We start from the raw sequence: 26,528 nt of genomic DNA, 5'->3' as shown, positions 1-26,528 counted from the left end.
ACGGTTCAGGTCCGGTTTGCCATCAGCAGCAGCGTTTCTCCGTCCTGGACCACTTCGCGGGCCTGGTTCAGCACCTTCAGCCTGAGCGTCGCGATGCCGCGGTCCGCGCGCTTGGTCGGCCGCTTCGCGACCACTTCGACTTCGACATGAATGCGGTCGCCGATCATCAGCGGCGCGCGGAACGACCAGTTCCAGCTCAGGGTTGCCAGTCCTTTCAGGCGGACGGCGCAACGGGTCTTGAGACCGTCGGCGAGCGCAAGCCCCAGCAGTCCATGCGCGATGCGGCCGGGAAAGCCGGCTTCCTGAGCCGCGACATCGTCGAGATGAAGGTCGTAAAGGTCGCCCGATACGCCCGCGAAATTGACCACGTGGGTTTCCGTGACCGTCATGCCCGAGGTGGCGAAGTGGTCGCCGGCCTCGATGTCGTTGAGGTCGTACATGCCCGGCGCGAGCGCACGGCCTTGGGCGATGGCATCGGTATCCTGTCGTACTTCCATGAGCGTCTCTGTCTCCTTGTTCTCTACGTGATAGGCGGCCGCTTCAGCAGACCGTCTGCAGGCGCTGCGCGCACACCTTCAGCACTTCGTCCGGTTCGACCTTCCACCAGCGGTCGCGCGAAAACAGCTCGACTTCCACCATGCCCGCATAACCCGCGCGTTCCATCTGGCCGCGAAAGCCCGCCAGATCGATCACGCCATCGCCCATCATGCCGCGGTCCAGCAGCATGTCGCTGGTATCGGCGAGCCAGTCGCTTACGTGATACGCGAGGATCCGCTGCGCGCGTCCCGCCGCCGCGATCGACTCCTTGAGCAGCGGGTCCCACCAGCAGTGATAGACATCGATGGCGACACCCAGCATCGACGGATCGCCCGGCGCGATCTTCTCGCACAGTGCGAGCGCCTGCCCGATCGTGTTGATGACGGCGCGTTCCGCCGCATACATCGGATGCAAGGGTTCGATGGCCAGCGGCACGCCGAGCTTGCGCGCCTCCGCGTGCAACTCGGCGATGCCCTCTTCCACCTGCGCACGCGCGCCCGGAAGATCGCGCCCGTTCGCGCTCACGCCGCCCACCACCATCACGAAGCAGCGCGCTTCGAGTTCCGCCGCGTCGTGCAGCGCCTTGATATTGCTGTCGATGCTCGCGCGCCGCGCGGCCTGCGTTTCGCCGGTCAGGTACGTGGAACGGCAATAGCCGGTCACCGTGAGTTGCAGCGCCCGCAGCTTGCGCGCCACGGCGGCAGCGCCCATGGCCTCCACTTCATGCCGCCATGGCGCGACGCCGCCGAAGCCCGCTCGCGCCACGCGTTCGAGCGTCACGTCGAGCGGCTCGCGATGTCCGAGCGTCGCGGTATTGATCGCGCAACGGTCCAGCCGGTTCTCAAGCGTCTCCATGCGTGTCTCCGCTCATAGTCCGAAGGTCTGCATCACGAGCCGCATGCGCTGCACCGCGAGTTCGGGTTCGCGCAGCAGGTTCGCGGCATCCGCGAGACGGAACACATCCGCGAGATACAGCGGCGGACGCGCGCCGTGATGCCCGCCCGGCATGAAGAAGTGCGGCTGGAATCCGTTCAGGTACGCGAGGAATACGACGCCCGTCTTGTAGTACTGAGTGGGCGCGCGGAAGATGTGCCGCGACAGCGCGACGGTGGGTTCGAGCAGGCGGTCGTAGCGTGCGACGTCGCCTGCGGCCAAGGCAGCAAGCGCCTGCGATGCAGCGGGCGCGATGGCATCGAAGATGCCAAGCAGCGCATGCGAGTAGCCCTGCTCGTCGCCCTTGATGAGCGACGGATAGTTGAAGTCGTCGCCGGTGTACATCTTCACGCCTTCGGGCAAGCGGCGCCGGAAAGCGATCTCGCGTGCATCGTCGAGCAGCGAGATCTTGATGCCGTCCACCTTGTGCGCATTCTCCGCGATCACCTGGAGACAGACATCGGCGGCTGCGTCGAGATCGTTGCTGCCCCAGTAGCCTTTCAGCTCGGGATCGAACATGTCGCCGAGCCAGTGCAGGATCACGGGCTGCGAGCACATTGCCAGCACTTCGCGATACACGCGCAGATAGTCGTCGCGATGCCGCGCCACACGCACCAGCGCGCGGCTCGCCATCAGGATCACGCGGCTGCCGGTGCGCTGGATGGCGTCGAGTTGCAGCGCATAGGCGCGGATCACGTCGTCGCAGGACGTGGCCTCGTGCGCCGGCAGATGATCGGTGCCGCAGCCCGAGGCGATCAGCGCGCCGGGCAGATCGCGGGTTTCCTGCATCGTGCGCTCGACGAGTTCACGCGCGGTGTCCCACGTCACGCCCATGCCGCGCTGCGCGGTGTCCATGGCCTCGGCGATGCCCAGTCCCTGACCGATGAGATAGCGCCGGTATTCGATCGTGCGCGTCCAGTCGAGAGCGGCGGGCTGGTTCAGTTCGCCGCTGCGCTGCGGATCGGCCACGACGTGCGCCGCCGAATAAGCGATGCGGTTGAACTTCGCGCCCGCCGGCGCGCCGCCGATCGGGTCGCCCGTGAGCCGGTAGTTTTCCAACTGGCCAGAAGCGGCCGGAAGAACGATTTGCATGATGTCGAAGGCTTGAAGGTTCGGTTACGACGCGGGCATCTCGATGCCGAAGAACGTCGCGAAGGCCGCGAGCTGTCCTTCGATCATCGGCTGGCCATTGGTCGCGCGGCAGCCGCACGCCCGCGCATGTTTCAGCAGCGGCGTTTCAGCGGGCGTCATGATGATGTCGACCACCTGAAGCGCAGGCGGAAACGCGCCGAATGCGACGGGCATGCCGTCGCCCGGCTTCATGCCGACAGGCGAACAGTTGACCAGCACGTCCACGCCCGCGAGGTTGGCGGGATCGACATCCACGCTTGCCGGGCACGCCGGGTAGTAGTGATTCAGCCGCGCCGACAATTGCTCGGGCAACTCGCGCTGCGGATCGCTCAGCGCGATGCTCGCCGCGCCCGCCTCCGCCAGCGCATGCGCGACGGCCGCGCCCGCGCCGCCCGCACCGAGCTGCTTCACGTGCTTGCCGCGCAACTCGAAGCCGATGCGCGTCAGCCCCTGCACGAGACCGGTGCCGTCGAACAGGTCGCCGAACCAGCTGCCGTCCGGCTGGCGGCGCATCACATTGAGCGCGCCGACGCGGCGGGCGGTGTCGGAGACGTCATCGACCATCGACATCGCGCGCACCTTGTGCGGCACGGTGACCACGAGGCCGTCGAGATTGCCGAGCGCCTGAAGCCCCGCGACGGCAGGCTCGAACACGTTCACGGGAACATCGAAAGGCAGGCAGACCGCATCGATGCCGCCGGTCTCGAAGAGCGCGTTCATCAGCTGCGGCGTCTTCACCTGCGTGACGGGGTTGCCGAGAATGCCGAACAGCCGTGTCGATCCGCCGATGCGCGGTCCCTGTTGCGCTTGCTTCGTCACGACTGCTGCTCCTTGAACGCAGCGAGGCGCGGATGCGACGGCCAGCTTTGTTCGTCCATCGCGGCGTCGAGGCCCATCGGCTCGGGACGGAACAGGCGCTCGTCCATCAGCTTCAGGTCCGGCGAGATGACGGGACGGAACGCCATGTGCGCGAGCACGTCCCGTTCGAGATCGATGCCCGGCGCGATCTCGATCAGTTCGAGCGCGCCGTCTATGGCGCGGAACACCGCGCGCTCGGTCACGAACAGCGTGGTCTGGCCGCGCTCCTGCGCATACGGTCCGCTGTACGACACCTGCTGCAGCTTCGACACGAACTTGCGATGCGTGCCTTCCTTCAGGATCTGCAACTGGCCGCCTTCGCACGCTACCTTCAGGCTGCCCGCCGTGAAGGTGCCGCCGAAGACCATCTTGCGCGCGTTCTGGCTGATGTTGATGAAGCCGCCCACGCCGATCAGCTTGTTCGCGAAGCGGCTGATGTTGACGCTGCCCTGCGCATCGATCTCGACGGCGGACAAGAACGCGATGTCGATGCCGCCACCATCGTAGAAGTCGAACTGATACGGCATGTCGACGATGGCGCTGTAGTTGCGCGCGGCGCCCGCATCGAGTCCGGCCGCCGGCGCGCCGCCGATCAGCCCTTGCTCGTTGGTGAGCACGATGTGATGCAGCACGTCTTCTTCGGCCGCCACGAGTCCGATGCCGGTACACACGCCGGAGCCGACATTGCACACCGCGCCGACGCGCAGTTCCATCGCGAGACGCCGCGCGATGATCTTGCGTTCGTCGAGCGGCAGGCGCGGAAAGCCTTCCAGCGGAATGCGCATTTCGCCGGTGAAGGCGGGGTCGTAGGCGGTCTGGTAGGTGACCGGTTGTTCCGGGTCGATCACCACGGCGTCCACCAGCATGCCGGGAATCTTCACCGTCTTGGCCGGCAGGGTGCCGCGCTTCGCCAGCCGCTTCACCTGCACGATGACGAGACCGCCGTTGCGGCGCGTCGCCTGCGCCATCGAGAGCATGTCGCCGAACACGGCTTCGTGTTCCATCGAGATGTTGCCGTCCTCGTCGGCCGTGGTGCCGCGCAGGAACGCGACATCGACTTCGAAGCGCTTGTAGAACAGCCACTCGCGGCCTTCGAGTTCGATCAGGCTCACGAGCTTGTCGTCGCTTGGCGCGCCCTGAATGCCGCCGCCATTGCGCGGATCCACGAAGGTATGCAGGCCGACATGGCTGATGAGCCCCGGACGCCCCGCCGCCATCTCGCGTGTCAGCAGCGAGAGCGCGCCTTGCGGCAGCGTCCACGCCTCGATCTCCTGGTTCAGCGCCATCTGCGCGAGCGGCGGCGAATCGACCAGCGTGCCGCACACGACGCGCTTGAGCAGACCGGCATGCGCGAGCCGCGACGCGCCGCGCTCGCCGCGATCGCCCAGACCGACCGGATGCACCGATGTCAACTGACGCGGTTCGCCCTTCGCGAGAAAGCGCCGTTCGAGCGCTTCGATCAGCGTTTCCGGCACGGCATGCCCGCTCCCCGATCCGCCGATCATCAATGTATCGCCATCCTTGAGCAGGGATGCAGCCTGGTCGGCGGTCAAGATTTGCATGGTTTTCAACTCCGCTTGTTTCTGCTTGTTTCTGTGTGTCGATTTCAATGTCTGGCGCGCTGCCTTTGTCACGCCGCGGGGCGCGCTTCCGGCAAGGCGGGCTCATCGTCGCGATGTCGCGACAACTGCTTGCCGAGCAGCGCTGCAATCAGCGTCAGGAAGCTGAAGACCGCGAGAAACACCATCACGTACGTCGGCTTGCCGTTCGCGTAGGCCACCAGCGCGGTGGCGATGAACGGCGTCGGGCCGCCTATGAGTGCGCCGGACATCTCGCGGCACATCGCTATGCCTGAAAAGCGGTACTGCGTGGGAAACAGGTTGGACAGGAACGCCCCCTGCGCGCCGCAGGTGCAGCCCCAGCTGATGCCATAGACCGCGCTCATCGCAATGGTGGCGAGCACCACGTCCTTCGAATCGATCGCAAGGAACAGCGGATACACGAGCGCGAGGGCGATCATCGCGCCGGCGGCGAAGATGTTGGCGCTGCCGAAGCGGTCCGCGAGCATGCCGCCGACCGGCGCGCAAAACAGCGAGAAGCCCAGCGCGATGATGAGCACCACCAGACTGTCCGACTTCGCCATGCCGACCGTGTTGGTCATGTAGCTGAGCGCGAAGGTATTGAGCACGTAGCTGAGCGCCTGATGGCCGCCCATCGCGAAGAAGCCGCACAGCAGTTCGCGCCGGCTGTTGCGGAACAGTTGCGCCAACGGCACCCTCTCGGCCTTGGCCTTCTTGCTGGCCTTTTCCATGGCGGCGACGTACTCGGGCGTTTCATCGAGCTTCGAGCGAATGTAGATGGCCACGCCGAACAGCCCCAGCGACAGCAGGAACGGCACGCGCCAGGCCCACGAGAACAGGATGTCCTCGGGCACGTACGAGATCAGCAGGAAAGTTGCGATCGCAATCATCACGCCGAAGTTGGTGGCCGCGTTTGGAATCGACGTGAAGAATGCGCGCCGGCTCGGCGGCGTGTATTCGGCGATCAGCGTGATGGCGCCTGCCAGTTCCGCGCCTGCGCCGAAGCCCTGCATCATGCGCATCAGCACCAGCAGCAGCGGCGCGATGATGCCCGCCTGCTGCCAGGTGGGCAGTATCCCCAGCCCGACCGTGGCCGCCCCCATGATGGTCACGCAGAACACGAGCGCCGGCTTGCGGCCGTACTTGTCGCCAATGTGCGAGATGACGATGCCGCCCAGCGGGCGAATGATGAAGCCCACCGCGAAAGTCGCGAACGCGGCCAGCGTGCCGGCCAGCGACGAGAGTTGTGGAAAGAACAACTTGTTGATGATGAGGCCCGACGCCGCGGCGTACAGGCCATAGTCGTACCACTCGATGATGGTGCCGAGGGTCGACGCGAACACGGCGCGTCGGATGTTCCTGCGGTCTGCCTTCTGCGCGTGTGCTGGTTGCATGGCGCTGTCTCCTGCTTCGCTTTTGATTTTGTGCGACACCGCGGCCTCGCGGTGCACGTTGACGGAAATCCCTCCGCCTGTTGCGGCGGACGGTACTGCTGCATGAATCAGTCTTGCTTCGTGCGCTTGCCGAAGGCGTTGGCGCCCGATTCGTAATTGCCCGACGCGAAACACAGCGAGGTCAATTCGTTCTCGTAGCGGATGCCCTGCTCGACGCTCATCGACAGCGCCGCGCGTACGGCGGCCTTGACCGATTGCGTCGCGATCGGGCTGAACTCGGCCATCCTGCGGCACAGCGCCATGGCGCTATCGACGACATCCGCGTCTTCCACCACCATCTCGACCAGCCCGATATCACGCGCTTCGCCGGCGTCGATGGTATCGCCCGTCAAGAGCAGACGCATGGCCTGTCCATAGCCGACGAGGCGCGGCAGCATCTGCGACGCGCCGCCGCCGCCCACCCAGCCACGCAGCACTTCGGGCGCGCCGAACTTCGCGCTCTTGCCCGCGACCCGGATATCCGCGCCGAGCATCATCTCGAGACCGCCGCCCAGCACCCAGCCCTTCAAAGCCGCGACGACGGGCTTGGTGAAGTCGCGCACCACCATCGCGTAGTCGGTGCGCGCACGAAACTCCCATGCCGTCTGATACGTCTTGAGCGAATGCAGGTCGCTGCCCGCGCTGAACGCGCGCTCGCCTTCGCCGCGCAGCAGCACGACGCGGATCGCCGCATCGCGCTCGATGTCCTGACGGATCCCGAGCAGCGCCTGCGTCATCTCGGGCGTCATCGAGTTCATCTTCTCGGGACGGTTGATGACGATCTCGGCCACCGCGCCATGTCGCCGCACCACCATGTTCTCCTGCATCGCGCCTCCTGTTTATCGACCGCCGGAGCAGTCCTTTCCCCTTCGCGTTTTCCCTCATACTTACTTACTAGTAAGTAGCTTGAGCGGACATTATCATCAATCTCAGGCGTCATGCAACGGAAATTTGAGGTGCAGCGAACTCAGGCGGCGCAGTCTTTTTGCAGGCCAAGGCGGCAACGGGAAAAGAATGAGGGTCGTGTAAAATCAGCCGCGGAAAAGTGCCGGATCGCTGAACGCGGCACGCTCCGGTCCCCGCCCGTCACGCCCGTTCCTTCGCCCCGTGTGAGGCCCAGTCAACCCTCCGATCCTCACCGAGGTGCCACGTTGAGTCAGACCACAACCGCCGTGAAACCCGCGAAGCCCGCGAAAGACACCAAGGCCGCCAAGGCCGTCAAGAGCGACCCGGCCGCCGCCGCACCGAAGCGCTCGTCGATGTACGACAGCATCAAGGACCTGGCGAAGCGGCTCCTGATCGCGCACGGCTATCACAAGACAACGTTTGGCGTGATCGCCAAGGAACTCGGCATCACCACGACCAACATCCACTATCACTTCGGCAACAAGAACAGCCTCGTCGAGGAAGTGGTGAAGGACTACGTGGCGGGCGCCACGGAAGGCCAGAAGAAAATCTGGCTCGATGAAACGCTCTCCTTGCAGGACAAGTTGCAGGCCGAAATCGGCTATAACCGCAACCTGTTCCGCAAGTACAACCCGGGCGGCAAGACGCGCAAGCCGTGGAGCCTGATCGGACGGCTGCGCATGGAAAGCGACGTGCTGACCGACGAAGCGCGCGCGGCCCTCGCGGGCTTCACCACCGAGATTCACGCGGCGGTCGAAGTGGCCGTCGAACAAGCAAGCCGCAGCGGCGAGCTGAAACGCGACACGCCGAAGGAAGATCTGATTCTTCTGCTGACGCATCTGATCGACAGCCTCTCCGTGTTCGCGCAGGACGCGGGCGGCTTCGAACGCGTCGAACAGTTCATGAACTCGTTCTCGCGCGTGGTGCTCGCGAAATACACCCGGTAAGTCTCTCGTACACGCGACGGATCGCACAGTCGGCGTTAAGCCTACTGGACAATTAGATCGATCTACCTTAATGTCTTCTCACGGAGACATTCTATGAACGAGACTGGCTTTGGCATTGCCGTCGTGGGCGCGGGCATGGCTTCCGCGCCGCATCTGGCGGGGCTGCTCGACTTGCAGGACCGGGTGAGCGTGCGTCACATCGTGGCGCGCTCGGCGGAACGGGCGGGCGCTTTCGCGAGCCGCTTGCCGCACGCCCGCGTCACGCTGGATCTGGACACCGCCCTCAACGACGATCACGTGAACGGCGTGCTGCTGCTGACACCGCCGAACTCGCATCTCGAACTCGGCGCACGGATTGCGGCGGCGGGCAAGCATCTGCTGGTGGAGAAGCCCATCGACGTCACCACGTCGCGCGCACGCGAACTGGTCGCGTGTTGCGAACAGCATGGCATAGTCGCGGCGGCGGTGTTGCAGCACCGCACGCGCGATGCATCGCGCAAGCTGCGCCAGTTGCTCGATGCACGCGCACTCGGCGAGATTCACAGCGCCAGCGTGGCCGTGCCGTGGTGGCGTCCGCAGTCCTATTACGATGAACCCGGCCGCGGCACGCTCGCGCGCGACGGCGGCGGCGTGCTGATGACCCAGGCCATTCATACGCTGGACCTGTTCCTGTGGCTCGTCGGGCTGCCGGACGAAGTCTTTGCCTACGCAGTCACCAGTCCCGCGCACCGGATGGAATGCGAGGACACGGTGGCGGGCGTCATGCGCTATCGCAACGGCTGTGTGGCGTCGCTGCATGCCAGCACGGCCATCTATCCCGGCTTTCCCGAACGCATCGAGATCAGCGGCAGCAAGGGCAGCGCCACGCTCGGCGGCGGCAAGCTCAGCGTGCAATACATGGACGGCTCGGCGCTCGAAGAAGGCGAGACAGCTTCGCTCGGCTCCGGCGCAGACCCGATGGCGTTCTCGCATCACGCGCACCGGGCCGTGATGTCCAGCTTCGTCGATGCCGCGACACGCGGCGCCGAACCGGTCGCCTCGTTGCGCAGCGCGCTGGACGTCCACGTGCTGATCGATGCGCTGATCGCTTCGTCGGCCAGCCGTCAACCCATGCCCGTCAACCCAGGTTCGACAACATGACTTCTGCCCTGAATGCCGCTGTCGGCGGCGATACACGTCTGTTCGCCATCGTCGGCGATCCGATTGCGCAAGCGCGCTCGCCGCTGGTGTTCAACGCCATCTTCCAGCGCATGGGCGTGAACGCGGTGCTCGTGCCGATGCAGATTCCCGCGGCAGCGCTCGAAACCGCCATTGCCGGCTTGAAGCGTATCGCCAATCTCGACGGCATCGTCGTCACGGTGCCGCACAAGATTGCGATGACCAACTGGGTCGACCGGCTGCTGCCCATCGCGCAGAAGGTCGGCGCGATCAACTGCATGCGCCGCGCGGAATCCGGCGAGTGGATCGGCGAAATGTACGACGGCGAAGGCTTCACGCGCGGCCTGCGCAAGCAGGGCCACGAACCGCGCGGCATGGCCGTGTTCCAGGCCGGCGCGGGCGGCGCAGGCAAGGCGCTGGCGCATGCGCTTGCCAGCGCCGGCGTCAAGTCGCTGCGCCTGATCGATGTGGACCGGGCGAAGCAGGACGCGCTCGTCGCGGAGATCGCGCAGGCTTATCCGCAGCTGAACGTCGCAGCGGGAGACTCGCAACCCACTGACGTGGACATGGTCGTCAACGCCACGCCCTGCGGCATGGCCGAAGGCGATGCGCTGCCCTTCTCCATCGAGCAACTCGACCGCAACGTGCTCGTCGCCGACATCATCATGAAGCCCGAACGGACGCCGCTGCTGCAACGTGCCGAAGAGCGCGGCCATCGCACGCACCTGGGACGTCATCTGCTGGAGAATCAGGCGGAGATCGTCGCCGAATTCTTTGGCCTGAAACCGATGTAGTACGCCCCGGTCAGCGCAGCCGATTCAGATACACTCCGGACATACGAATCTTCAAGCGCTCCTCATGTCCCGAGGCAAACCAGGCTCTCCCGTCACGCTGCTGGACATCGCCAATGAACTCGGCCTGTCCCGCGCCACGGTTTCTCTCGTGCTGCGCAACAGTCCGCGCATCTCCGAAGCCACCCGCGAACGCGTACTCGAAGCCTTCAAACGCCAGGGCTATGTTTACAACCGCCATGCGGCGGGCATGCGCAGCAACCAGACGCACACCGTCGGCGTGGTCGTCAACGACCTCGCCAATCCCTACTTCACGATGCTGGTCCGCGCCATCGAGGCGAGCCTCAGCACGCAGGGGTTCATGACGCTGCTCGGCAACACGGACGAGTCGCTCGACCGGCAAAGCCGCTTTCTCGAAACCGTGAGGCAGCACAACATCGACGGCCTCATCGTCTGTCCGACCGAATCCACCACGGCCACGCAGATGCGCCAGGTGCTGGCGTGGGGCATCCCGTGCGTGTTCGCATCGCGCTATGTGAGCGGACTGCAAGCCGATTACGTCGGCGTCGACAACCGCCGCGGCATGGCGCTCGCGACGTCGCATCTGATCGGGCTCGGCCACAAGCGCATTGCGATGATCGGCGGCATCATGCGCGCCTCCACCGGCAGCGATCGCGCCGAAGGCTATCGCGAGGCCTTGCAGGCCGCAAAGATCAAGTTCGACGAACGTCTGCTCGTGCCCTCGCCGCTGACGCGCTACGACGGCAAGCGCATCATCACCGAACTCCTGCGCCTGAAGAATCCGCCTACGGCGGTGGTCTGCGGCAACGACATCGTCGCGTTCGGCGTGATGCTCGGTCTGCGCGCGCACGGCATCGAACCGGGCCGCGACTTCGGCGTAGTCGGCTTCGACGACGTCCCTGAAGCCGCGCTCTGGGAGCCGCCGCTCACCACGGTCCAGGTCTTGCAGGACGAGATCGGCCAGAGCGCCGCGGACCTGCTGCTCAAGCGCATGACGGAGCCGTCGCGCACCGCCACGCGCATCCTCTCGGACCCTGTGCTGATCATTCGCGGCACCTGCGGCGGACGTCCCGGCGCGGCCTGAGCGTCGCGCCCGCGGCTTCGCCCGTTCGGGTTTCCCTTATAAAAATCCGCTTGCGTCACATTGAAGCTGCCCCTAACCTTCCAGGTAGATCGATCTACTCAATCTACCAGACGGCCGGAAGCGTGTGCGTAGCACGACGGTCGAAGGCCCATCCGTGCCGCCTGTCGTGCGCCACGGCCATAAGAATCACAGGAATCCGACGCATGCGCGACTACCTTCTTTCTCGCAGAAAACTCCTGACGCTCACGGTCGCCTCGGCGGCGGCCGGTTGCCTGCCACGGCTGGCCAGTGCGGACAGCCAGACGATCCGCATCGGCGACGTGGTGGACCGGCACAACCCGGAAGTGATCACCGAGAACCTGATGGCGAAGCGGCTCAAGGAGACCACCGGCTTCGACGCACGCGTGTTCCCGGACGGCGTGCTCGGTTCGCATACCCGCATGAACGAGCAGCTGCGCAACGGCACGCTGGAGATCACGGTGGCGAACGTGGCAGACCTCGAAGGCTATGACAAGCGCCTCGGTCTGTTCGCGATGCCCTTTGCATTCCCGGACCGCAAGACGCTGTTCGCCGCGCAGGATGGCGCGCTCGGCGAGGCTTACGCGGGCATTCTGGAGAAGCTGGATTTCGTGCTGCTCGGCTGGTTCGATTCGGGTCTGCGCAGCGTCTACAACCGCACGCGCGCCATCAACGAGCCCAACGACATGAAGGGCCTCAAGATCCGCACGCAGGGCAACCAGATCATGATCGCGACGTTCAACCAGTTCGGCGCGCAGGCCACGCCGCTGGACACCACGCAGATCTATTCGGCGTTGCAGCAGGGCGTGGTGGACGGCGCCGAGAACTCGGTGACCTTCTTCGTCCAGCAGCATCACAGCGAGGTGGCGAAGCATTACTCCTACACGAACCACTTCTTCTCGATCGACCCGATGCTGGCCAGCAAGAAGTGGTTCGACTCGCTCGATCCGAAGAAGCAGGACGCCGTGAAGCAGGCCGCCGCGCAGGCCCAGCAGCACGAGCGCGAACTGTGGCTGGCGTCGGACGCGAAGTATCTCGCCGAAGCAAAGAAGAACGGCGTCGAATTCAACGACACCAACAGCGCCGCGTTCCGCGCAGCCGTCAAGCCGATCTACGCCAAGTACCGCTCGAACTTCGCCGAGCTGGCGAAGTACCTGCCGGACCTCTGATCAACCGCCTCAGGTGCCCGCCATGAAACCCGATTCGCGTTCCTCCGCGCGCAGGGACGGCATCAACCAGACTGCGCCGTTCCGCGTGCTCGCGAGCGTCGAAGATCTGCTGATCGCCGTCCTGGTCTTCGCGATCTTCTGCGTCGTGCTGGCGGGCATCGTGTCCCGCTTCGTCTTCCATGTGTCGCTCTCGTGGAACATCGAGGTCAGCGTCACGCTGATGATCTGGATGACCTTCATCGGCATCGCGGTCGGTGTGCGCGACCGGGTGCACGTGGCCTTTGAACTGTTCGAAGACCGGCTCTCGGGCCGCTGGCTCGTGCTTGCATCGCTCGTCCAGATGCTGCTGATGGGCGCGCTGCTGGTCGCGCTCGCTTGGGGCGGCTGGCAGTTCATGCAACTGGGCTTCGACCAGATCACGCCGAGCGGCATCCCGCAATGGATCTCGTTCGCCGCCATCCCGGCCGGCAGTGCGCTGGGCCTGCTGCATCTGCTGGCGCATGCCTGGGACCTGCTCGCGCATGCCGATGCCGACCCCGTTCATGCCCACGCACACGGTTCTGCCGAAACGAGGACGCAATGATTCTGACCATCGGACTTCTCGCGCTGTTCGTGCTGGCTGGCGCGCCGATCATCGCTTCTCTGGGCGTGGTGGGCACCATCGACGGCCTGATGCAGGGCCTGCCGCTGACCAACATCGCGCAGGCGATGTATCACGGCGTGGACTCGTTCACGCTGCTCGCCGTGCCGCTGTTCATCCTCGCCGGCGAGATCCTGTTTCACTCGGGCTCGGCCGGCAAGCTGGTCAGCTTCATGAACCTGCTGGTGGGCCGTGTGCCGGGCGGGCTGGGTGTGAGCGCCGTGGCCTCGACCATGGTGTTCTCCGGCCTGAGCGGCTCGGTCAACGCGGACGCTGCCGCCATCAGCTCGGCCATGCTGCCTTCGATGGAAAAGGCCGGCTATCGCAAGGAATGGTCGTCGGCGATCATCGCGGCGGCGGCCGGCACCGGCATCCTGATTCCGCCGTCGATCACCATCATCGTGCTCGCCACGGTCGCGAACATGTCGGTGACCAAGCTGTTTCTCGCGGCCACCTTGCCGGCCATCCTGGTCGGCGTCACGAAGATGTTGATCATCATGTACCGCGCGCGGTCGGAGCCGCCGGTGGCGCCGGTCCACTTCAGCGTGCGCGAACTGGGCCGCGCCTTCCTGCTCGCGATCCCGGCGCTCGGCGCCCCCGTCATCATCCTCGGCGGCATCTTCATGGGCTTCTTCACCGCTACGGAATCCGCGGCGGCGGCGGTGGCCTACGTGACCATCATCACGCTGCTGCAACGCTCGATTCCTGCGCGCGCCTGGTCCGGCATTCTCATCAAGGCGGGCCGCACCAGCGCCATCGTGCTGTCGCTGGTGGGCGTCGCGCAGATTCTCGGCTACATGCTGGCGTACAACTCGGTGGGCGAGCAGGTGGCCGAGTTCGCCTCGCAACTGACCGGCAACCGCTTCGTCTTCACGGTGTTCATCGTGGTCGTGTTCTGGCTGCTGGGCGCGCTGCTCGACGGCATTCCCGCGCTGATCCTGCTGATCCCGCTGTTCCTGCCGATCGCGCAGGACGCCGGTTACAGCGACGTGCACTTCGCGATCCTCGCCATCGCCATCGTCGGCATCTCGCTCGTGACGCCGCCGATCGGCACTGCATGCTTCATCGTCACCGGCGTCGCCAACATCAGGATGGTCAACCTGGTGCGCCCGATGCTGCCCTTCATGGCGATCATGTTCGTCACCATCCTGCTGTTGGCCTTCGTGCCCGCGTTCTCCGAATGGCTTCCTCATCTTCTCTACTAGCGGCACGCGCCGCCCGGCCGCTGGCGCTGATCACCGGCGCGCGGCGCGGCATCGGTGCGGGCATTGCGACGGAACTGGCGCGGCAGGGTTTCGATCTCGCGCTGCTCGACATCGCGGACGACGGCGCTGACCAGGTGCTTGCCGCCGCCGAAGCGCATGGCGCACGTGCGGCCTTCTGGCAACACGATCTCGCCGACAGCGGCGCGCATCGCGCGCTGGTCGAGCGCATCGTCGCGGCATGCGGACCGATCGCCTGTCTCGTGAACAACGCGGGCGTGTCCGCCGACGCGCGCGGCGACCTGCTCGAACTCGGCGAGCGTTCCTATGACAAGGTGATCGACATCAACATGCGCGGCACGTTCTTTTTTACGCAGGCGGTAGCGCGTCACATGGCGGAGGACACGCATCCTGCACAACACGCGCGCACCATCGTCACGGTGTCGTCGGTGAGCGCCGAACTCGCGTCGACGGAGCGCGGCGAATACTGCATGTCGAAGGCCGGACTCGGCATGCTCACCAAGCTGTTCGCGCTGCGCCTCGCGCCGTTGAACATCGGCGTGTTCGAGATTCGCCCCGGCATCATCCGCACGCCGATGACGGAGGCCGTTGCCGCGCGCCATGACGAACGCATCGCGGACGGCGTCGTGCCGATGCGCCGCTGGGGCATGCCGGCCGACGTCGCTTCGGCGGTCGCGGCGCTGGCCTCCGGACAGATGCAGTTCGCGACGGGCAGCGTGCTCAACATCGACGGCGCGCTGTCGGTTCCGCGCCTGTGAGCGCTTTCCCTCTTCTTCCGATGACCCCGGGTCCCGCCCTATGAACAGCCTGAAACTGCCCACATCGACCGGCGCGCTGGAGCGCTACACGCTCGCCGGCACGCCGCTGCCGGACGCTCGCTCCGCAGCACCGTTCAACCGTATCGCGCTTTCGGCGGCGCACGTCGTGGCCGATCCGTTCGCCGACGTCGAACCGTCCGAGGGCGGCCGGATCGACTGGGACAGGACGCTCGAATACCGCCGCTATCTCGCGGGGCTGGGGCTCGGCATCGCCGAGGCGATGGACACCGCCCAGCGCGGCATGGGCCTCAGCTGGAAGGACTCGCTGCAACTGATCCGCCGCACGCGCGCGGAGTTGTCGGACAGTCCGGTGCCGGTCTTCAACGGCTGCGGCACGGATCATCTCGATCCCGCCTCCGTCACTTCGCTCGATGCCGTGGTGAGCGCCTATCTCGAACAGGTCGATGCAATCCAGACCGCCGGCGGCCGCCTGATCCTGATGGCGAGCCGCGCGCTGGCCCGCGTGGCGCGCACGCCGGCGGACTATGTGTCGGTGTATCGTCGGGTGCTGGCGCAGGTGGATCAGCCGGTGATCCTGCACTGGCTCGGCGACATGTTCGATCCCGCGCTGGCCGGCTACTGGGGCACCGACGACCTGAGCGCCGCGCGCGACATCGCACTCGAGGTCATGACGGAATCCGCGGTGAAGGTCGAGGGCATCAAGGTGTCGTTGCTGGACAAGCAACGAGAGATCGACATGCGCCGCCTGCTGCCTGCCGGCGTGAAGATGTACACCGGCGACGACTTCAACTATCCGGAACTGATAGCCGGGGACGAGCAAGGCTATTCGCACGCGCTGCTCGGCATCTTCGATGCCATCGCGCCCGCCGCATCGGCTGCGCTTGGCGAACTGGCAGCGGGACGGCGCGAGCGCTTCCTCGACATCCTCGCGCCCACGGTGCCGCTGTCGCGCCACATCTTTCGGGCGCCGACGCGCTTCTACAAGACCGGCATCGTCTTTCTGGCCTGGCTGAACGGCCATCAGCCGAACATGACGATGCTGGCCGGCCATCAGGCCATGCGCCCGCTGCCCTACTTCGTCGATCTCTTCAAACTCGCCGATGCCGCCGGTCTGTTGCGGCAACCTGAACTCGCGGTGACGCGCATGAAGACTTTCCTCGCCGTCCACGGCGTGACCCAGGACTGAGGCGCCGCGCATGGGACAGCTACTCGCGCGCCGCGACGGCGCAGTGCTCACGCTGCAACTGAGCAATCCGGGCAAGGCCAACGCGCTCGACTTCGCGATGCTCGCCGCACTCGACGACGCCATCGCGCGCGTCGAGCAGGACGATACGATCCGCGCCGTCGTGCTGCGCGGCGCCGAAGGCGGCGTGTTCTGCTCCGGTGCGGATATCCGCGAATGGTCGGCGCTCGATCCGGAGACCTTCGCGCTGCAATGGATCGGCAAGGGCAACGAGTTGTTCGGACGCTTCGAGCGCTTGCGTTGCCCGACCGTCGCCGTGATCGAGGGCTTGTGCTTCGGCGGCGGACTGGAACTGGCGCTGTGCTGCGATCTGCGGCTCGCCACCGATGGCGCGCGCCTGCGCTTCCCGGAAGTCGCCATCGGCGCCATTCCGGGCTGGGAAGGCGGCGACCGGCTGCAACGCATCGCGGGCCGCGGACGCGCGCTCGAAGCCGTGCTGCTGTCGCGCGAGATCGACGCGCGCACGGCGCTGCATTGGGGCGTGCTCAACGAAGTCTGCTTGCCGCAAGACCTGCCCGCCCGTCTCGACGACTGGACCACGCGCCTGTGCCAGATCTCACCACGCGCTGCTGCGCAGGCGAAGGCGCTCATCATCGACGACCACAAGGACGCCCGCACGGCCTATCCGGCAGCCGCGCTCGCGATCCGTTCCAGTGCGGACGCCGAACGCGGCATCCGCGCCTTCTTCGACAAGACCACTGCTTCCTTCTGACACCATGAATCCACTCTTCCAGGGCACTCATCAACGCGCGTTCGGCACCTGGCCGCTGCAAGGCCAGGCGCTTCGGGACGCATTGCGCATCGCGGTCGACACCGGCTACCGCGCCATCGACACCGCGCAGATGTACGGCAACGAAGCCGACGTCGGCACGGCGCTTAAAGCCGTGGGCATGAAGCGCGAAGACCTCTGCATCACGACCAAGATCGCGCCGGCCAACGATACCGCCGAAGCCTTCCTGCCGTCGCTGCGCGAGAGCCTCGCGAAACTGCAGATCGATCAGGTCGATATCCTGCTGCTGCACTGGCCGCCCGCTCATGGCGATGTCGCGCCCTCGGTGCAACGGCTCGAAGAAGCGGTGCAGGCGGGCCTTGCGCGCCACATCGGCATCAGCAACTTCACCGCCGCGATGATGCGCACCGCGAAGGCCGCGACGAAGCTCCCGCTCATCACGAACCAGGTCGAGTTTCATCCGCTGCTCGATCAGCGCGTACTGCTGCGCACGGCCACGGAGACGGGCATTCCGCTGTCGTCGTACTGCTCGGTGGCGCGCGGAGAGATCTTCAAATACCCGCTGTTCGAGGAGATCGGCGCGGGCTATGGCAAGACGGCTGCGCAGGCCGCGCTGCGCTGGATCCTGCAGAAGGGCGTGACCATCAACACGATGTCCACCCGGCGCGAGAACATCCAGGCCAATTTCGACGTGATGGACTTCACGCTGTCGAGCATCGACATGGATCGCATCGACGCGCTCAACTCGACGAACTACCGCATCGTCAATCGCGAACGCGTGCCCGACGCGCCCGACTTCGACTGAAGGAACAATCATGACCCAACCGCTGCTCTTCGAAGAGATCGAGCCGGGGCTCAGCTTCGCAACCTCGGGCATCGTCGTCACCGAAAGCCATGTGGTGCAGTTCGCCGGCCTTTCGGGCGACTTCTTCGACGTCCACATGGACGACGACTTCGCGCGCAGTGTCGGCTTTTCTGGCCGCATCGCGCATGGACTGCTGTGTCTCGCGATGGTCGATGGACTGAAGAACCGCGCGGCCACGAGTCTCGCTTCGGTCGCGACGCTGGAATGGATCTATCGCTTCCACAAGCCGGTGCTGATCGGCGACCGCATCCAGGGGCGCATCAGCGTGCTCGACAAGCGTCCGACGAAGCGCGCCGACCGCGGCATCGTGCGCTTGCAGGTGGAGGTGCGCAATCAGGACGATGTGGTGATCCAGGAAGGACTCAACGTGCTGATGGTGCGGACCCGCGCCCATGCCGTGAAGACGAGCAACGAGGAACGATGAAATGAAGCAAGCCAATCTGGTTGACGCCGATACGATGGCGGCAGCGGTCTTCGACGGCGCGACGGTCGTGCTGAGCGGTTCCGGCGGCGGGCTGGTGGAGCCGGATCACATCGCGGCGGCCATCGAGCGGCGCTTTCTCGCGACGGGTCATCCCTGCGATCTCACGCTGATCCATGGCCTCGGCATCGGCGACGGCCAGGAGAGCGGCATCAGCCGCTTTGCGCACGAAGGCATGGTGCGGCGCGTGATCGGCGGTCACTGGACCTGGTCGAAGCGCATGCAGACGCTTGCGCGCGAAGAACGCATCGAAGCCTATACGCTGCCCGCCGGCGTGATCCAGACACTGATCCGCGAAGCCGGCGCGGGCCGTCATGGACTCGTCACGCATATCGGCCTCGACACCTTCGCCGATCCGCGTCACGGCGGCGGCCGGGTGAACGCTCGCGCCCGCGAGGATCTGGTCGAAGTGGTCACGCTCGGCGGCAAGGAACTGCTCTGGTACAAGCACTTTCGGATCGACTTCGCCATCGTGCGCGGCACCACGGCGGACGGGCAAGGCAATCTCACCTCGCGCGAGGAACCCGCCGACATCGACGCCTTCGCCGCCGCGCTCGCCGCCCACAACAGCGGCGGCCGTGTGTTCGCCCAGGTGCGCGACGTGTCCGCAACGCCGATCGCGCCCGCGCGCGCGGTCACGGTGCCGGGCGTGCTGGTCGATCAGATCTGCGTACATGCGGAGCAGAAGCAGACCACCGGCGCGGCCTACGATGCCACCATCAGCGGCGAACTGGCCGCGCCCGGCACGCGCACGCCGCCGCCGTTGCCCGAAGGTCTCCGCTATCTGATCGCGAAACGCGCCGCGCAGGAACTGGCGCCCGGCGCCTGCGTCAACTTCGGCTACGGCCTGCCCGACGGCATTCCCGCCGTCGCGCACGCGGAAGGCCGCGAGATCAGCTGGACCGTGATCGAACAAGGTTCGCACAACGGCGAACTGCTGGGCGGCGATCTGTTCGGCGCAACGCGCCATCCGAGCGCGATCCTCAAATCCAACGACCAGTTCGACTTCTTCAGCGGCGGCGGCATCGACATCGCGTTTCTCGGCATGGGCGAACTGGACGCGCAAGGCAACGTGAACGTCTCGTGGCTGGGCGAGAACATCGTCGGGCCGGGCGGCTTTGTCGATATCACGCAGCGCACGCGCAAGGTGGTCTTCTGCGGCGCGTTCGAAGCCAAGGGACTGGAAGTCGAGCACGAAGACGGCAAGGTGCATATCCGCCGTCATGGCGCGGTGCCGAAGCTGGTCGAGCAGGTGCGCCACATCACCTTCAGCGGCAAGCGCGCCCGCGCCGACGGCCAGCAGGTGATCTACGTGACCGAGCGCGCCGTCTTCGAACTGACGGCGCAGGGCTTGCAGCTGATCGAGGTCGCGCCCGGCGTGGATCTCGTGCGCGATGTGCTCGAACGCATGCCCTTCGAGGTGGCGCTGCATCCGTCGCTGCGCGAGCGCGTGGCCACGGCGTAGGCAGCGGTTAAATTCAGGCATAGGGAGTACGGAAGCCGATGGACTTCACGCTGAGCGACACGCAGAAGATGCTGATCGAAACGGCGCGCCGCTTCGTGCGGACCGAGTTGCAGCCGCTCGAACAACAGGTGGAGGACGAGGGCGTGTTGTCGCCGGAGCGTGCGCGCGATCTGCAAAAGCGCGCCCGGGCGCTCGGCCTGTACGCGGTCAACATGCCCGCCGAACTGGGCGGCGGCGGACTGAATACGGTCGATGCCATGCTGTGCGAGGAACAGTTCGGCCATAGCTCGGACATCCTCGTGCGGCGCGCCTTCGGCAACGTCTACGACGCGCTGCTGGCCTGCGAAGGCGAGCAGATCGAGCGCTGGCTCGCGCCCGCGATCCGCGGCGAGCGCACCTGCGGTCTCGCGATCACCGAAACCGGCGCGGGCTCGGACGCTCAAGCCATCAGCACCACGGCGCGCAAAACCCCGTCCGGCTGGGTGTTGAACGGCAGCAAGCACTTCATCAGCGACGCGCAATGGAGCGACTTCTTCCTCGTCTCGGCCCGCACCGGCGAGCAGGAGATCTCGTTGTTCGTGGTGGACAAGGCGCTGCCGGGTTTCACCGTGGGCCGCGATCAGCCGATGATGGGCCTGCGCGGCACGCCCCATCACGAACTCTTCTTCGACGATGTCCCGCTGGAACCGCTCGCGCTGCTCGGACGCGAGGGTGAAGGCTTCCGGCTCGCCATGCGGATGCTCGGCCGTGTGCGCCTCGCGCTGGTGGGCGCGCGCGGCATTGGCAAGGCGGCACATGTGCTGGAAATGATGATCGACTATGCGGGCGAGCGGCGCCAGTTCGGCGAACGCATCGGCGACTTCCAGATGATCCAGCAGCTCATCGCCGACAGCGTGATGGAAATCAACGCGGCGCGGCTGATGCTGCTCAACACGGCCAGCATGATGGACGCGGGGCTGGACGCGCGCGACTGGATCTCGATGGTCAAGGTGCAGTCGTCAGAAACGCTTGGCCGCGTGGTGGACCGCGCGGTGCAGGTGTTCGGCGGCATGGGGTTCTGCAAGGAACTGGCCATCGAACGCTATTACCGCGATGCGCGCGTCTACCGCATCTTCGACGGCACCTCGGAAATTCATCGCGGCATCATCGCGCGCAATGCGCTGAAGCGCGGCGCAGCGCTGTTCGACCTGCACCGCTGAGCCCAGCCCTCTCCCTCACGACATGAACAAACTCATCACCGCCGAAGCTGCGGCCCGGCTGATCCGCACGGACGATGTCGTCAGCATCAGTTCGTCGAGCGCGCTCGGTTGCCCCGACAAGATGCTGGCGGCCATCGGCGCGCGCTTCGAGCGCGAGGGCCAGCCGCGCAATCTCACGACGCTGAACCCGATCGCCGCGGGCGACATGTACGGCGTCAAGGGCATCGATCATCTCGCGCGGCCCGGACTGCTCGCACGCACGCTGGCGGGTTCTTATCCGAGCGGGCCTTCTTCGCTGCCGATGCCGGACATCTGGCGCATGATCGTCGAGAACCGGATCGAGGCCTACAACGTTCCGAGCGGCATCCTGTTCGACATGCATCGCGACTCCGCCGCGCGACGTCCCGGCGTGCTGACGAAAGTCGGCATGGGCACCTTCGTCGATCCCGATCTGCAAGGCTGCGCGATGAATGCCGCAGCATCCGCGCGGCCGATCGTGCGGCGCGTGTCCTTCGACGGCGAAGACTGGCTCTACTTCCCGGCGCTCGTGCCGCGCGTGGCGATCATCCGCGCCACCACCGCCGACGAAGCGGGCAATCTGAGCTATGAGCACGAAGGCGCGTTGCTCGGCGGGATCGATCAGGCGCTGGCCGCGCGCAATCATGGCGGCATCGTGATCGCGCAGGTCAAGCGCGTGGTGAAGTCCGGCACGCTGCGTCCGCACGATGTGCGCGTGCCCTGCAATCTGGTCGATTACATCATCGTGGATCCGGACCAGTGGCAGACGACCCAGACGCCCTATGACCCCGCCATCAGCGGCGAGATCGCGTTGCCATCGAGTGCTTTCGAGCCCACGCCGTGGGGGCCGGAGAAAGTCATCGCCCGACGTGCGGCGATGGAACTCGCGCACGGCCATGCCGCCAACCTGGGCTTCGGCATCTCGGCCAACGTGCCGCGCATCCTGCTCGAAGAAGGCCTGCATGGCGCGGTGACATGGGCCATCGAGCAAGGCGCTGTCGGCGGCATGCCGCTGCTCGGCTTTGCGTTCGGCTGTGCGTCGAATGCGGATGCCATCGTGCCTTCACCGAATCAGTTCACATACTTTCAGGGCGGCGGTTTCGACATCGCGCTGCTGTCCTTCCTGCAAGTCGATGGCGACGGCAGCGTGAACGTCTCGCGGCTCGCAGCGAAGCCGTATCTGACTGCGGGCTGCGGCGGCTTCGTCGATATCACGGCCCACGCGCGGCGCATCGTGTTTTCCGGCTTCTTCACCGCAGGCGCGCAACTGCAGGTGGGCGACGGCAAGCTCGCGATCCTGAAGGAAGGCCGCACCCGCAAGTTCGTACAGGCGGCAGAGCAGATCACGTTCAGCGGACGCGTAGGCCGCGAGCGCGGGCAGCGCGTGACTTATGTTACCGAGCGCTGCGTCATCGATCTGCTCGAAGACGGCCTCACCGTGACCGAGATCGCGCCCGGCGTGGACCTGCAACGCGACATCCTGGAGCAGGCCGAAGTCGCGCTGAAGGTGTCGCCCGACCTGCGCCCGATGGACCCTGCCCTGTTCACCGACGCGCCCTTCGGATTGCGCTTGAAATCTCACGAGCCCCGCCATGACTGATCATTTTGTTTCCGTCGCCCGCGAGGCTCACGTCGCCACGGTCACGCTGGAGCGGCCGGACAAGCTCAACGCGCTGACGCCCGCGATGCTGGAAAAGCTGGAACAGATCGCGCGCGATCTCGAAGCCGACACGGCGACGCGCGTCGTCATCCTCACGGGCAGCGGCGCCACGGCATTCTGCGTCGGGGCGGACATCAACGAATGGGCCGCGCTCGAACCGCTCGACATGTGGCGGCGCTGGGTCCGCCGCGGACATCAGGTCTTCGATCAATGGGCGCGGCTGCGTCAGCCGGTGATCGCGGCGGTCAACGGCCATGCGTTCGGCGGCGGACTCGAACTGGCGCTCACGGCGGACGTGCGCATTGCGGCCACGGAAGCCCGCTTTGCGCTGCCGGAAGCATTCATCGCGACATGTCCCGGATGGTCGGGCACGCAGCGGCTGGTGCGGCTCATCGGCGCAAGCCACGCGAAGTATCTAGCATTGAGCGGCACACGCCTGAGCGCCGCCGATGCCCACGCCTGCGGGCTGGTCCATGAAGTCGTGCCGCGCGAGCAACTGGCGGTACGCGCACACGAACTGGCGCGAGAGATGGCCGCGCGTGCGCCGGTGGCATTGCAGCTGACGAAGCAACTGGTGAACGCCGCCAGCGGCGAGGACTCTGCTGCGACGCTCGAAGCGATGGCAGGCGCACTCGCCGCGAGCACGCAGGACGCGGCGGAAGGCATTCGCAGTTTCAGGGAGAAGCGTCCGCCGCTTTATGAGGGACGTTGACGCAAATCGAGCGCTTCAGCAGCACTCGAACAAACGCTCTCGACATACGCGCAATGTTTCGTCGGCGGGACGGGTCCACCAGTCCAGTCGCGAGAAGATCTCCACTTCCACCGGACCGTCGTAGCCCGCGCCCTCCACCGCCGCGCGCAGACGTTTGAGATCGATCACGCCGTCGCCCATCATGCCGCGGTCCTGCAACGGGTCACGGGTTTCGAGGAGCCAGTCGCATGCATGCAGCGCGAGAATGCGCTGCCCCGCGCGGGCGATAGCCGGCATCAGCGCCGGATCCCACCAGACATGGTAGGCATCGACGGCCACACCGAAGCTGCCCGTGCGCGACGGATCGAGAAGGTCGCACCAGTCGAGCGCCTGATCGAGCGTGTTGAGCAGGCTGCGGTCGGCGGCATAGACCGGATGCAGCGGTTCGAGCGCAATGCGCACGCCCGTCGCGTCGATCGTCGGCTGCAAGGCGGCGAGGCCGTCGAGAATCTGTTTGCGGGCATCGTCGATATCGCGCGAGCCGGGCGGCAGACCGCCCACCACCGCGACCAGCACCGGCGCGCCAAGCACTGCCGCGGTTTCCAGCGCGCGGCGGTTCGAGTCGAGCGCCGCGCGACGGCCCGCTTCATCAGGCGCGGCAAAGTATGCGGTACGGCAATAGGCATTGACCTTCAGCCCGGCCGCCCGGATTGCGCTGGCGGCAGCTTCTGGACGCGTCTCATCGACTTCGTGACGCCACGGCGTGATCCAGCCGAAGCCCTGTTCCGCGATGCGCGCCGCCGTCACGTCCAGTGCCTCGCGATGGCCCAGCGTCGCGGTATTGATGCAGCAGAGATCGCCGCGTCCGTTCAGTTCGCGCATGGCATGACCTCAGAAGCGCTGGATCATCAGGCCGCCGTCCACGCGCACCTCTTGCGCGACGGTATAGGGCAGCAGTCCGGCCGCCATCGTGCGGATCACGCGCGCCACGTCTTCGGGCTGGCCCCAGCGCGGCGTCACGGTCATGCCCTCGGCGATCAGCGCGTCGTATTTCGCCTTCGACGGCGCGGTCATCTCGGTGAGGATCAGGCCAGGCTGCACCTCGAATACGCCGATGCCATGCGACGCCAGACGCAGCGCGAAGAGGCGCGCCGCCATCGACAGCGCGCTCTTCGACATGCAGTATTCGCCGCGCTCGACCGAAGCGACCACCGCGTTCGACGACGTCACGAACACGATGCTGCGCGCACCCTCACCGGCCGGCGTCTGCTGCGTCATCTGCCGGGCCACGGCCTGCGTCAGGAAGAACGTACCGCGCGTGTTGATGTCGAAGCAGCGGTCATAGCTTTGCGGATTCACGTCGAGCAAATCGCCACGGTTGAGCACCGAGACACCCGCGTTGTTGACCAGACAGTCGATGCCGCCGAAGCGCGCGGTGATGGCATCGAGCGCGCCCGCATGACGGTCGATGTCGCCAATGTCGAGATCCAGCGGCAGGCAGGCACACCCGAGCGCCTCCACTTCGGCGACGAGCGTCTGGAGACGCTCCGCGTCGCCGAGCGCGATGGCGGCGATATCGAACCCTTCCGCGGCCAGCGCCAGCGCGACGGCCCGCCCGATGCCGCGCGATGCACCCGTGACGACTGCGCTTTTACTCATGGTCATGCCTTCATTAATTGACGCGCAATGATGATGCGCTGGATCTGGTTCGTGCCTTCGTAGATCTGCGTGATCTTGGCGTCGCGGTACAGGCGTTCCACTTCGTAGCCGCGAATGTAGCCGCTGCCGCCGAAGATCTGAATGGCGTTGCTGGTGTGCTGCACGGCTGCGTCGCCGGCGAAGCACTTGGCCATCGAGGCTGCGGCGGTCGCTTCGAGGCCCGCGTCCATCCGGCTCGCGGCTGCGCGCACCAGCAGGCGCGCGGCCTCGCCGTCCTTGGCCATGTCGGCCAGCATGAACTGGACGGCCTGGAACTCGGCGATGGCCTGGCCGAACTGCTTGCGCATCTTCGCCTGTTCGATGCCCGCTTCCAGCGCAGCCTGGATGATGCCCACAGCCAGCGCCCCGATGCCCACACGCCCCTTTTCGAGCACGCTCATCATCATGTGGAAGCCGCGGCCTTCGGCGCCGAGCAATGCATCGGCGGGCAGCCTGACTTCATCGAAATGCAGCTCGCCGACCTGCGACGCGCGCTGTCCCAGCTTGTGCTCCTTCGGTCCGCGCGACACGCCGCGCGCTGCGCAATCGACGATGAAAATGCTCATGCCGCGCTTGCCCGCAGCGGGGTCCGTGCGGGCCAGCACCAGCGCCACATCGGCGACGGGCGCGTTGTGAATCCACAGCTTGGAGCCGCTGAGCAGCCAACCTTCGCCGTCGCGCACGGCGGTGGTCTTCACGCCGGAGACATCGCTGCCCGCGCCGGCCTCGGTGATGCAATACGCGCCCTTCGTCTCGGCACGCACCAGCGGTCCGAGCCAGCGGTCGATCTGCGCCGGCGTGCCGTGCCGGCTCAACAGCGTGCTGAGCAATTCGACCAGACCGCACTGATCCGCGACCGATGCATAACCGCGGCTCAACTCCTCCATCACGATGGCATACGCGAGGCAATCCAGCCCCGCGCCGCCCAGCGAATCCGGCACGGTGATGCCGAACAGGCCGGTTTCGCCCATCTGCCGGTAGATCTCCGCCGGAAAGCTTTCTTCGCGGTCCAGCCGCTCCGCCTGTGGACGGATGACTTCGTTGGCGAAGCGCCGGGCCATGTCGGCGACCTGCTGATGTTCGGTGGACAGAATCACCTCGTCTCCTCGGTTGTGATCTTGCATTCGGGTGCTGTGATCGGCTGATCCGTGAGCGTTACTCTATGCCAAGTAGATCGATCTATCAAGTTGCGGAATTCACTGGCTGGTTAGCTGGACGCTGGCCGTTTTGGCGCACTACCATACGGCTGGCTCAACTTCATTCGAGGTCG

Annotated in this window: 26 protein-coding genes; 16 read left to right on the top strand and 10 right to left on the bottom strand. The window is 65.9% G+C overall.

The window, feature by feature from the left end:
* Positions 1-5: 5 nt before the first annotated feature.
* From QCE83_RS15575 to QCE83_RS15545, 7 genes are all read right to left on the bottom strand, one after another.
* Positions 6-497 (bottom strand): MaoC/PaaZ C-terminal domain-containing protein, encoded by a 492-nt coding sequence (locus tag QCE83_RS15575; RefSeq protein WP_309812398.1) that lies wholly within the window; start codon positions 495-497, stop codon positions 6-8.
* 43 nt (positions 498-540) lie between these two features.
* Entirely contained in the window at positions 541-1,392 is an 852-nt protein-coding gene (locus QCE83_RS15570; protein WP_309812396.1) for a sugar phosphate isomerase/epimerase family protein, read from the bottom strand.
* A 12-nt stretch (positions 1,393-1,404) separates the two neighbouring features.
* Positions 1,405-2,562 carry a dihydrodipicolinate synthase family protein gene (locus QCE83_RS15565; protein WP_309812394.1) on the bottom strand — a complete coding sequence of 386 codons (1,158 nt, stop codon included), beginning with the start codon at positions 2,560-2,562 and terminating at the stop codon, positions 1,405-1,407.
* Positions 2,563-2,586: 24 nt separating this feature from the next.
* On the bottom strand, positions 2,587-3,420 hold the full coding sequence (locus QCE83_RS15560) for a shikimate dehydrogenase (protein WP_309812391.1): 834 nt from the start codon (positions 3,418-3,420) through the stop codon (positions 2,587-2,589).
* Positions 3,417-5,021, bottom strand: coding sequence for a CoA-transferase (locus QCE83_RS15555; protein ID WP_309812388.1), 1,605 nt, complete (start codon positions 5,019-5,021; stop codon positions 3,417-3,419). The genes QCE83_RS15560 and QCE83_RS15555 overlap by 4 nt, the downstream gene beginning before the upstream one ends.
* Before the next feature lie 68 nt (positions 5,022-5,089).
* Positions 5,090-6,433 (bottom strand): MFS transporter, encoded by a 1,344-nt coding sequence (locus tag QCE83_RS15550; RefSeq protein WP_309812384.1) that lies wholly within the window; start codon positions 6,431-6,433, stop codon positions 5,090-5,092.
* A 107-nt stretch (positions 6,434-6,540) separates the two neighbouring features.
* Positions 6,541-7,299, bottom strand: a complete 759-nt coding sequence (locus QCE83_RS15545; protein ID WP_309812381.1) for an enoyl-CoA hydratase/isomerase family protein — start codon at positions 7,297-7,299, stop codon at positions 6,541-6,543.
* A 324-nt stretch (positions 7,300-7,623) separates the two neighbouring features.
* On the opposite strand from QCE83_RS15545, the gene QCE83_RS15540 reads away from it, so the two are divergent.
* From QCE83_RS15540 to QCE83_RS15465, 16 genes are all read left to right on the top strand, one after another.
* A complete protein-coding gene (locus QCE83_RS15540; RefSeq protein ID WP_309812379.1) occupies positions 7,624-8,325 on the top strand; it encodes a TetR/AcrR family transcriptional regulator in 702 nt (233 codons plus the stop codon).
* A 93-nt stretch (positions 8,326-8,418) separates the two neighbouring features.
* Complete coding sequence (locus QCE83_RS15535) at positions 8,419-9,465, top strand: Gfo/Idh/MocA family oxidoreductase (RefSeq protein ID WP_309812374.1); 1,047 nt, start codon at positions 8,419-8,421, stop codon at positions 9,463-9,465.
* Positions 9,462-10,277 (top strand): shikimate dehydrogenase, encoded by an 816-nt coding sequence (locus tag QCE83_RS15530; RefSeq protein ID WP_309812373.1) that lies wholly within the window; start codon positions 9,462-9,464, stop codon positions 10,275-10,277. Before QCE83_RS15535 ends, QCE83_RS15530 begins: the two co-directional genes overlap by 4 nt.
* A gap of 64 nt (positions 10,278-10,341) precedes the next feature.
* Positions 10,342-11,379: a LacI family DNA-binding transcriptional regulator gene (locus tag QCE83_RS15525; protein WP_309812371.1), complete on the top strand. Its 1,038-nt coding sequence runs from the start codon at positions 10,342-10,344 to the stop codon at positions 11,377-11,379.
* 203 nt (positions 11,380-11,582) lie between these two features.
* On the top strand, positions 11,583-12,566 hold the full coding sequence (locus QCE83_RS15520) for a TRAP transporter substrate-binding protein (RefSeq protein WP_309812369.1): 984 nt from the start codon (positions 11,583-11,585) through the stop codon (positions 12,564-12,566).
* 22 nt (positions 12,567-12,588) lie between these two features.
* Positions 12,589-13,149, top strand: coding sequence for a TRAP transporter small permease (locus QCE83_RS15515; protein ID WP_309812367.1), 561 nt, complete (start codon positions 12,589-12,591; stop codon positions 13,147-13,149).
* The gene (locus tag QCE83_RS15510; RefSeq protein WP_309812365.1) at positions 13,146-14,411 is read left to right on the top strand and encodes a TRAP transporter large permease; all 1,266 of its coding nucleotides are present in this window, start codon (positions 13,146-13,148) and stop codon (positions 14,409-14,411) included. The genes QCE83_RS15515 and QCE83_RS15510 overlap by 4 nt, the downstream gene beginning before the upstream one ends.
* Positions 14,387-15,187: a 3-ketoacyl-ACP reductase gene (locus tag QCE83_RS15505; RefSeq protein WP_309812362.1), complete on the top strand. Its 801-nt coding sequence runs from the start codon at positions 14,387-14,389 to the stop codon at positions 15,185-15,187. The genes QCE83_RS15510 and QCE83_RS15505 overlap by 25 nt, the downstream gene beginning before the upstream one ends.
* 40 nt (positions 15,188-15,227) lie before the next feature.
* Positions 15,228-16,394, top strand: a complete 1,167-nt coding sequence (locus QCE83_RS15500; protein ID WP_309812359.1) for a dihydrodipicolinate synthase family protein — start codon at positions 15,228-15,230, stop codon at positions 16,392-16,394.
* Positions 16,395-16,404: 10 nt separating this feature from the next.
* On the top strand, positions 16,405-17,163 hold the full coding sequence (locus tag QCE83_RS15495; protein WP_309812357.1) for an enoyl-CoA hydratase/isomerase family protein: 759 nt from the start codon (positions 16,405-16,407) through the stop codon (positions 17,161-17,163).
* Between the two features lie 4 nt (positions 17,164-17,167).
* Positions 17,168-17,986, top strand: a complete 819-nt coding sequence (locus QCE83_RS15490; RefSeq protein ID WP_309812354.1) for an aldo/keto reductase — start codon at positions 17,168-17,170, stop codon at positions 17,984-17,986.
* Positions 17,987-17,996: 10 nt separating this feature from the next.
* Positions 17,997-18,470 (top strand): MaoC/PaaZ C-terminal domain-containing protein, encoded by a 474-nt coding sequence (locus tag QCE83_RS15485; RefSeq protein WP_309812352.1) that lies wholly within the window; start codon positions 17,997-17,999, stop codon positions 18,468-18,470.
* Between the two features lies 1 nt (position 18,471).
* Positions 18,472-19,992, top strand: coding sequence for a CoA-transferase (locus QCE83_RS15480; protein WP_309812350.1), 1,521 nt, complete (start codon positions 18,472-18,474; stop codon positions 19,990-19,992).
* Positions 19,993-20,030: 38 nt separating this feature from the next.
* On the top strand, positions 20,031-21,191 hold the full coding sequence (locus QCE83_RS15475; RefSeq protein ID WP_309812348.1) for an acyl-CoA dehydrogenase: 1,161 nt from the start codon (positions 20,031-20,033) through the stop codon (positions 21,189-21,191).
* Between the two features lie 22 nt (positions 21,192-21,213).
* Positions 21,214-22,809, top strand: coding sequence for an acyl CoA:acetate/3-ketoacid CoA transferase (locus tag QCE83_RS15470; RefSeq protein WP_309812347.1), 1,596 nt, complete (start codon positions 21,214-21,216; stop codon positions 22,807-22,809).
* On the top strand, positions 22,802-23,581 hold the full coding sequence (locus tag QCE83_RS15465) for an enoyl-CoA hydratase-related protein (protein ID WP_309812345.1): 780 nt from the start codon (positions 22,802-22,804) through the stop codon (positions 23,579-23,581). The genes QCE83_RS15470 and QCE83_RS15465 overlap by 8 nt, the downstream gene beginning before the upstream one ends.
* A gap of 15 nt (positions 23,582-23,596) precedes the next feature.
* Here QCE83_RS15465 and QCE83_RS15460 read toward each other — a convergent pair whose 3' ends face one another.
* The 3 genes from QCE83_RS15460 to QCE83_RS15450 are packed head-to-tail and all read right to left on the bottom strand — an operon-like array spanning position 23,597 to position 26,355.
* Positions 23,597-24,442, bottom strand: a complete 846-nt coding sequence (locus QCE83_RS15460; protein WP_309812343.1) for a sugar phosphate isomerase/epimerase family protein — start codon at positions 24,440-24,442, stop codon at positions 23,597-23,599.
* 9 nt (positions 24,443-24,451) lie between these two features.
* Positions 24,452-25,219: a 3-ketoacyl-ACP reductase gene (locus QCE83_RS15455; protein ID WP_309812341.1), complete on the bottom strand. Its 768-nt coding sequence runs from the start codon at positions 25,217-25,219 to the stop codon at positions 24,452-24,454.
* Between the two features lie 2 nt (positions 25,220-25,221).
* Positions 25,222-26,355: an acyl-CoA dehydrogenase family protein gene (locus QCE83_RS15450; RefSeq protein WP_309812339.1), complete on the bottom strand. Its 1,134-nt coding sequence runs from the start codon at positions 26,353-26,355 to the stop codon at positions 25,222-25,224.
* Positions 26,356-26,528: the final 173 nt, after the last annotated feature.

This window comes from Caballeronia sp. LZ034LL, from assembly GCF_031451215.1.
In the GTDB taxonomy this organism is placed as follows: domain Bacteria; phylum Pseudomonadota; class Gammaproteobacteria; order Burkholderiales; family Burkholderiaceae; genus Caballeronia.
Note: the sequence above shows the minus strand (reverse complement) of the source record. Positions and strands in the feature narration are given on the sequence as shown.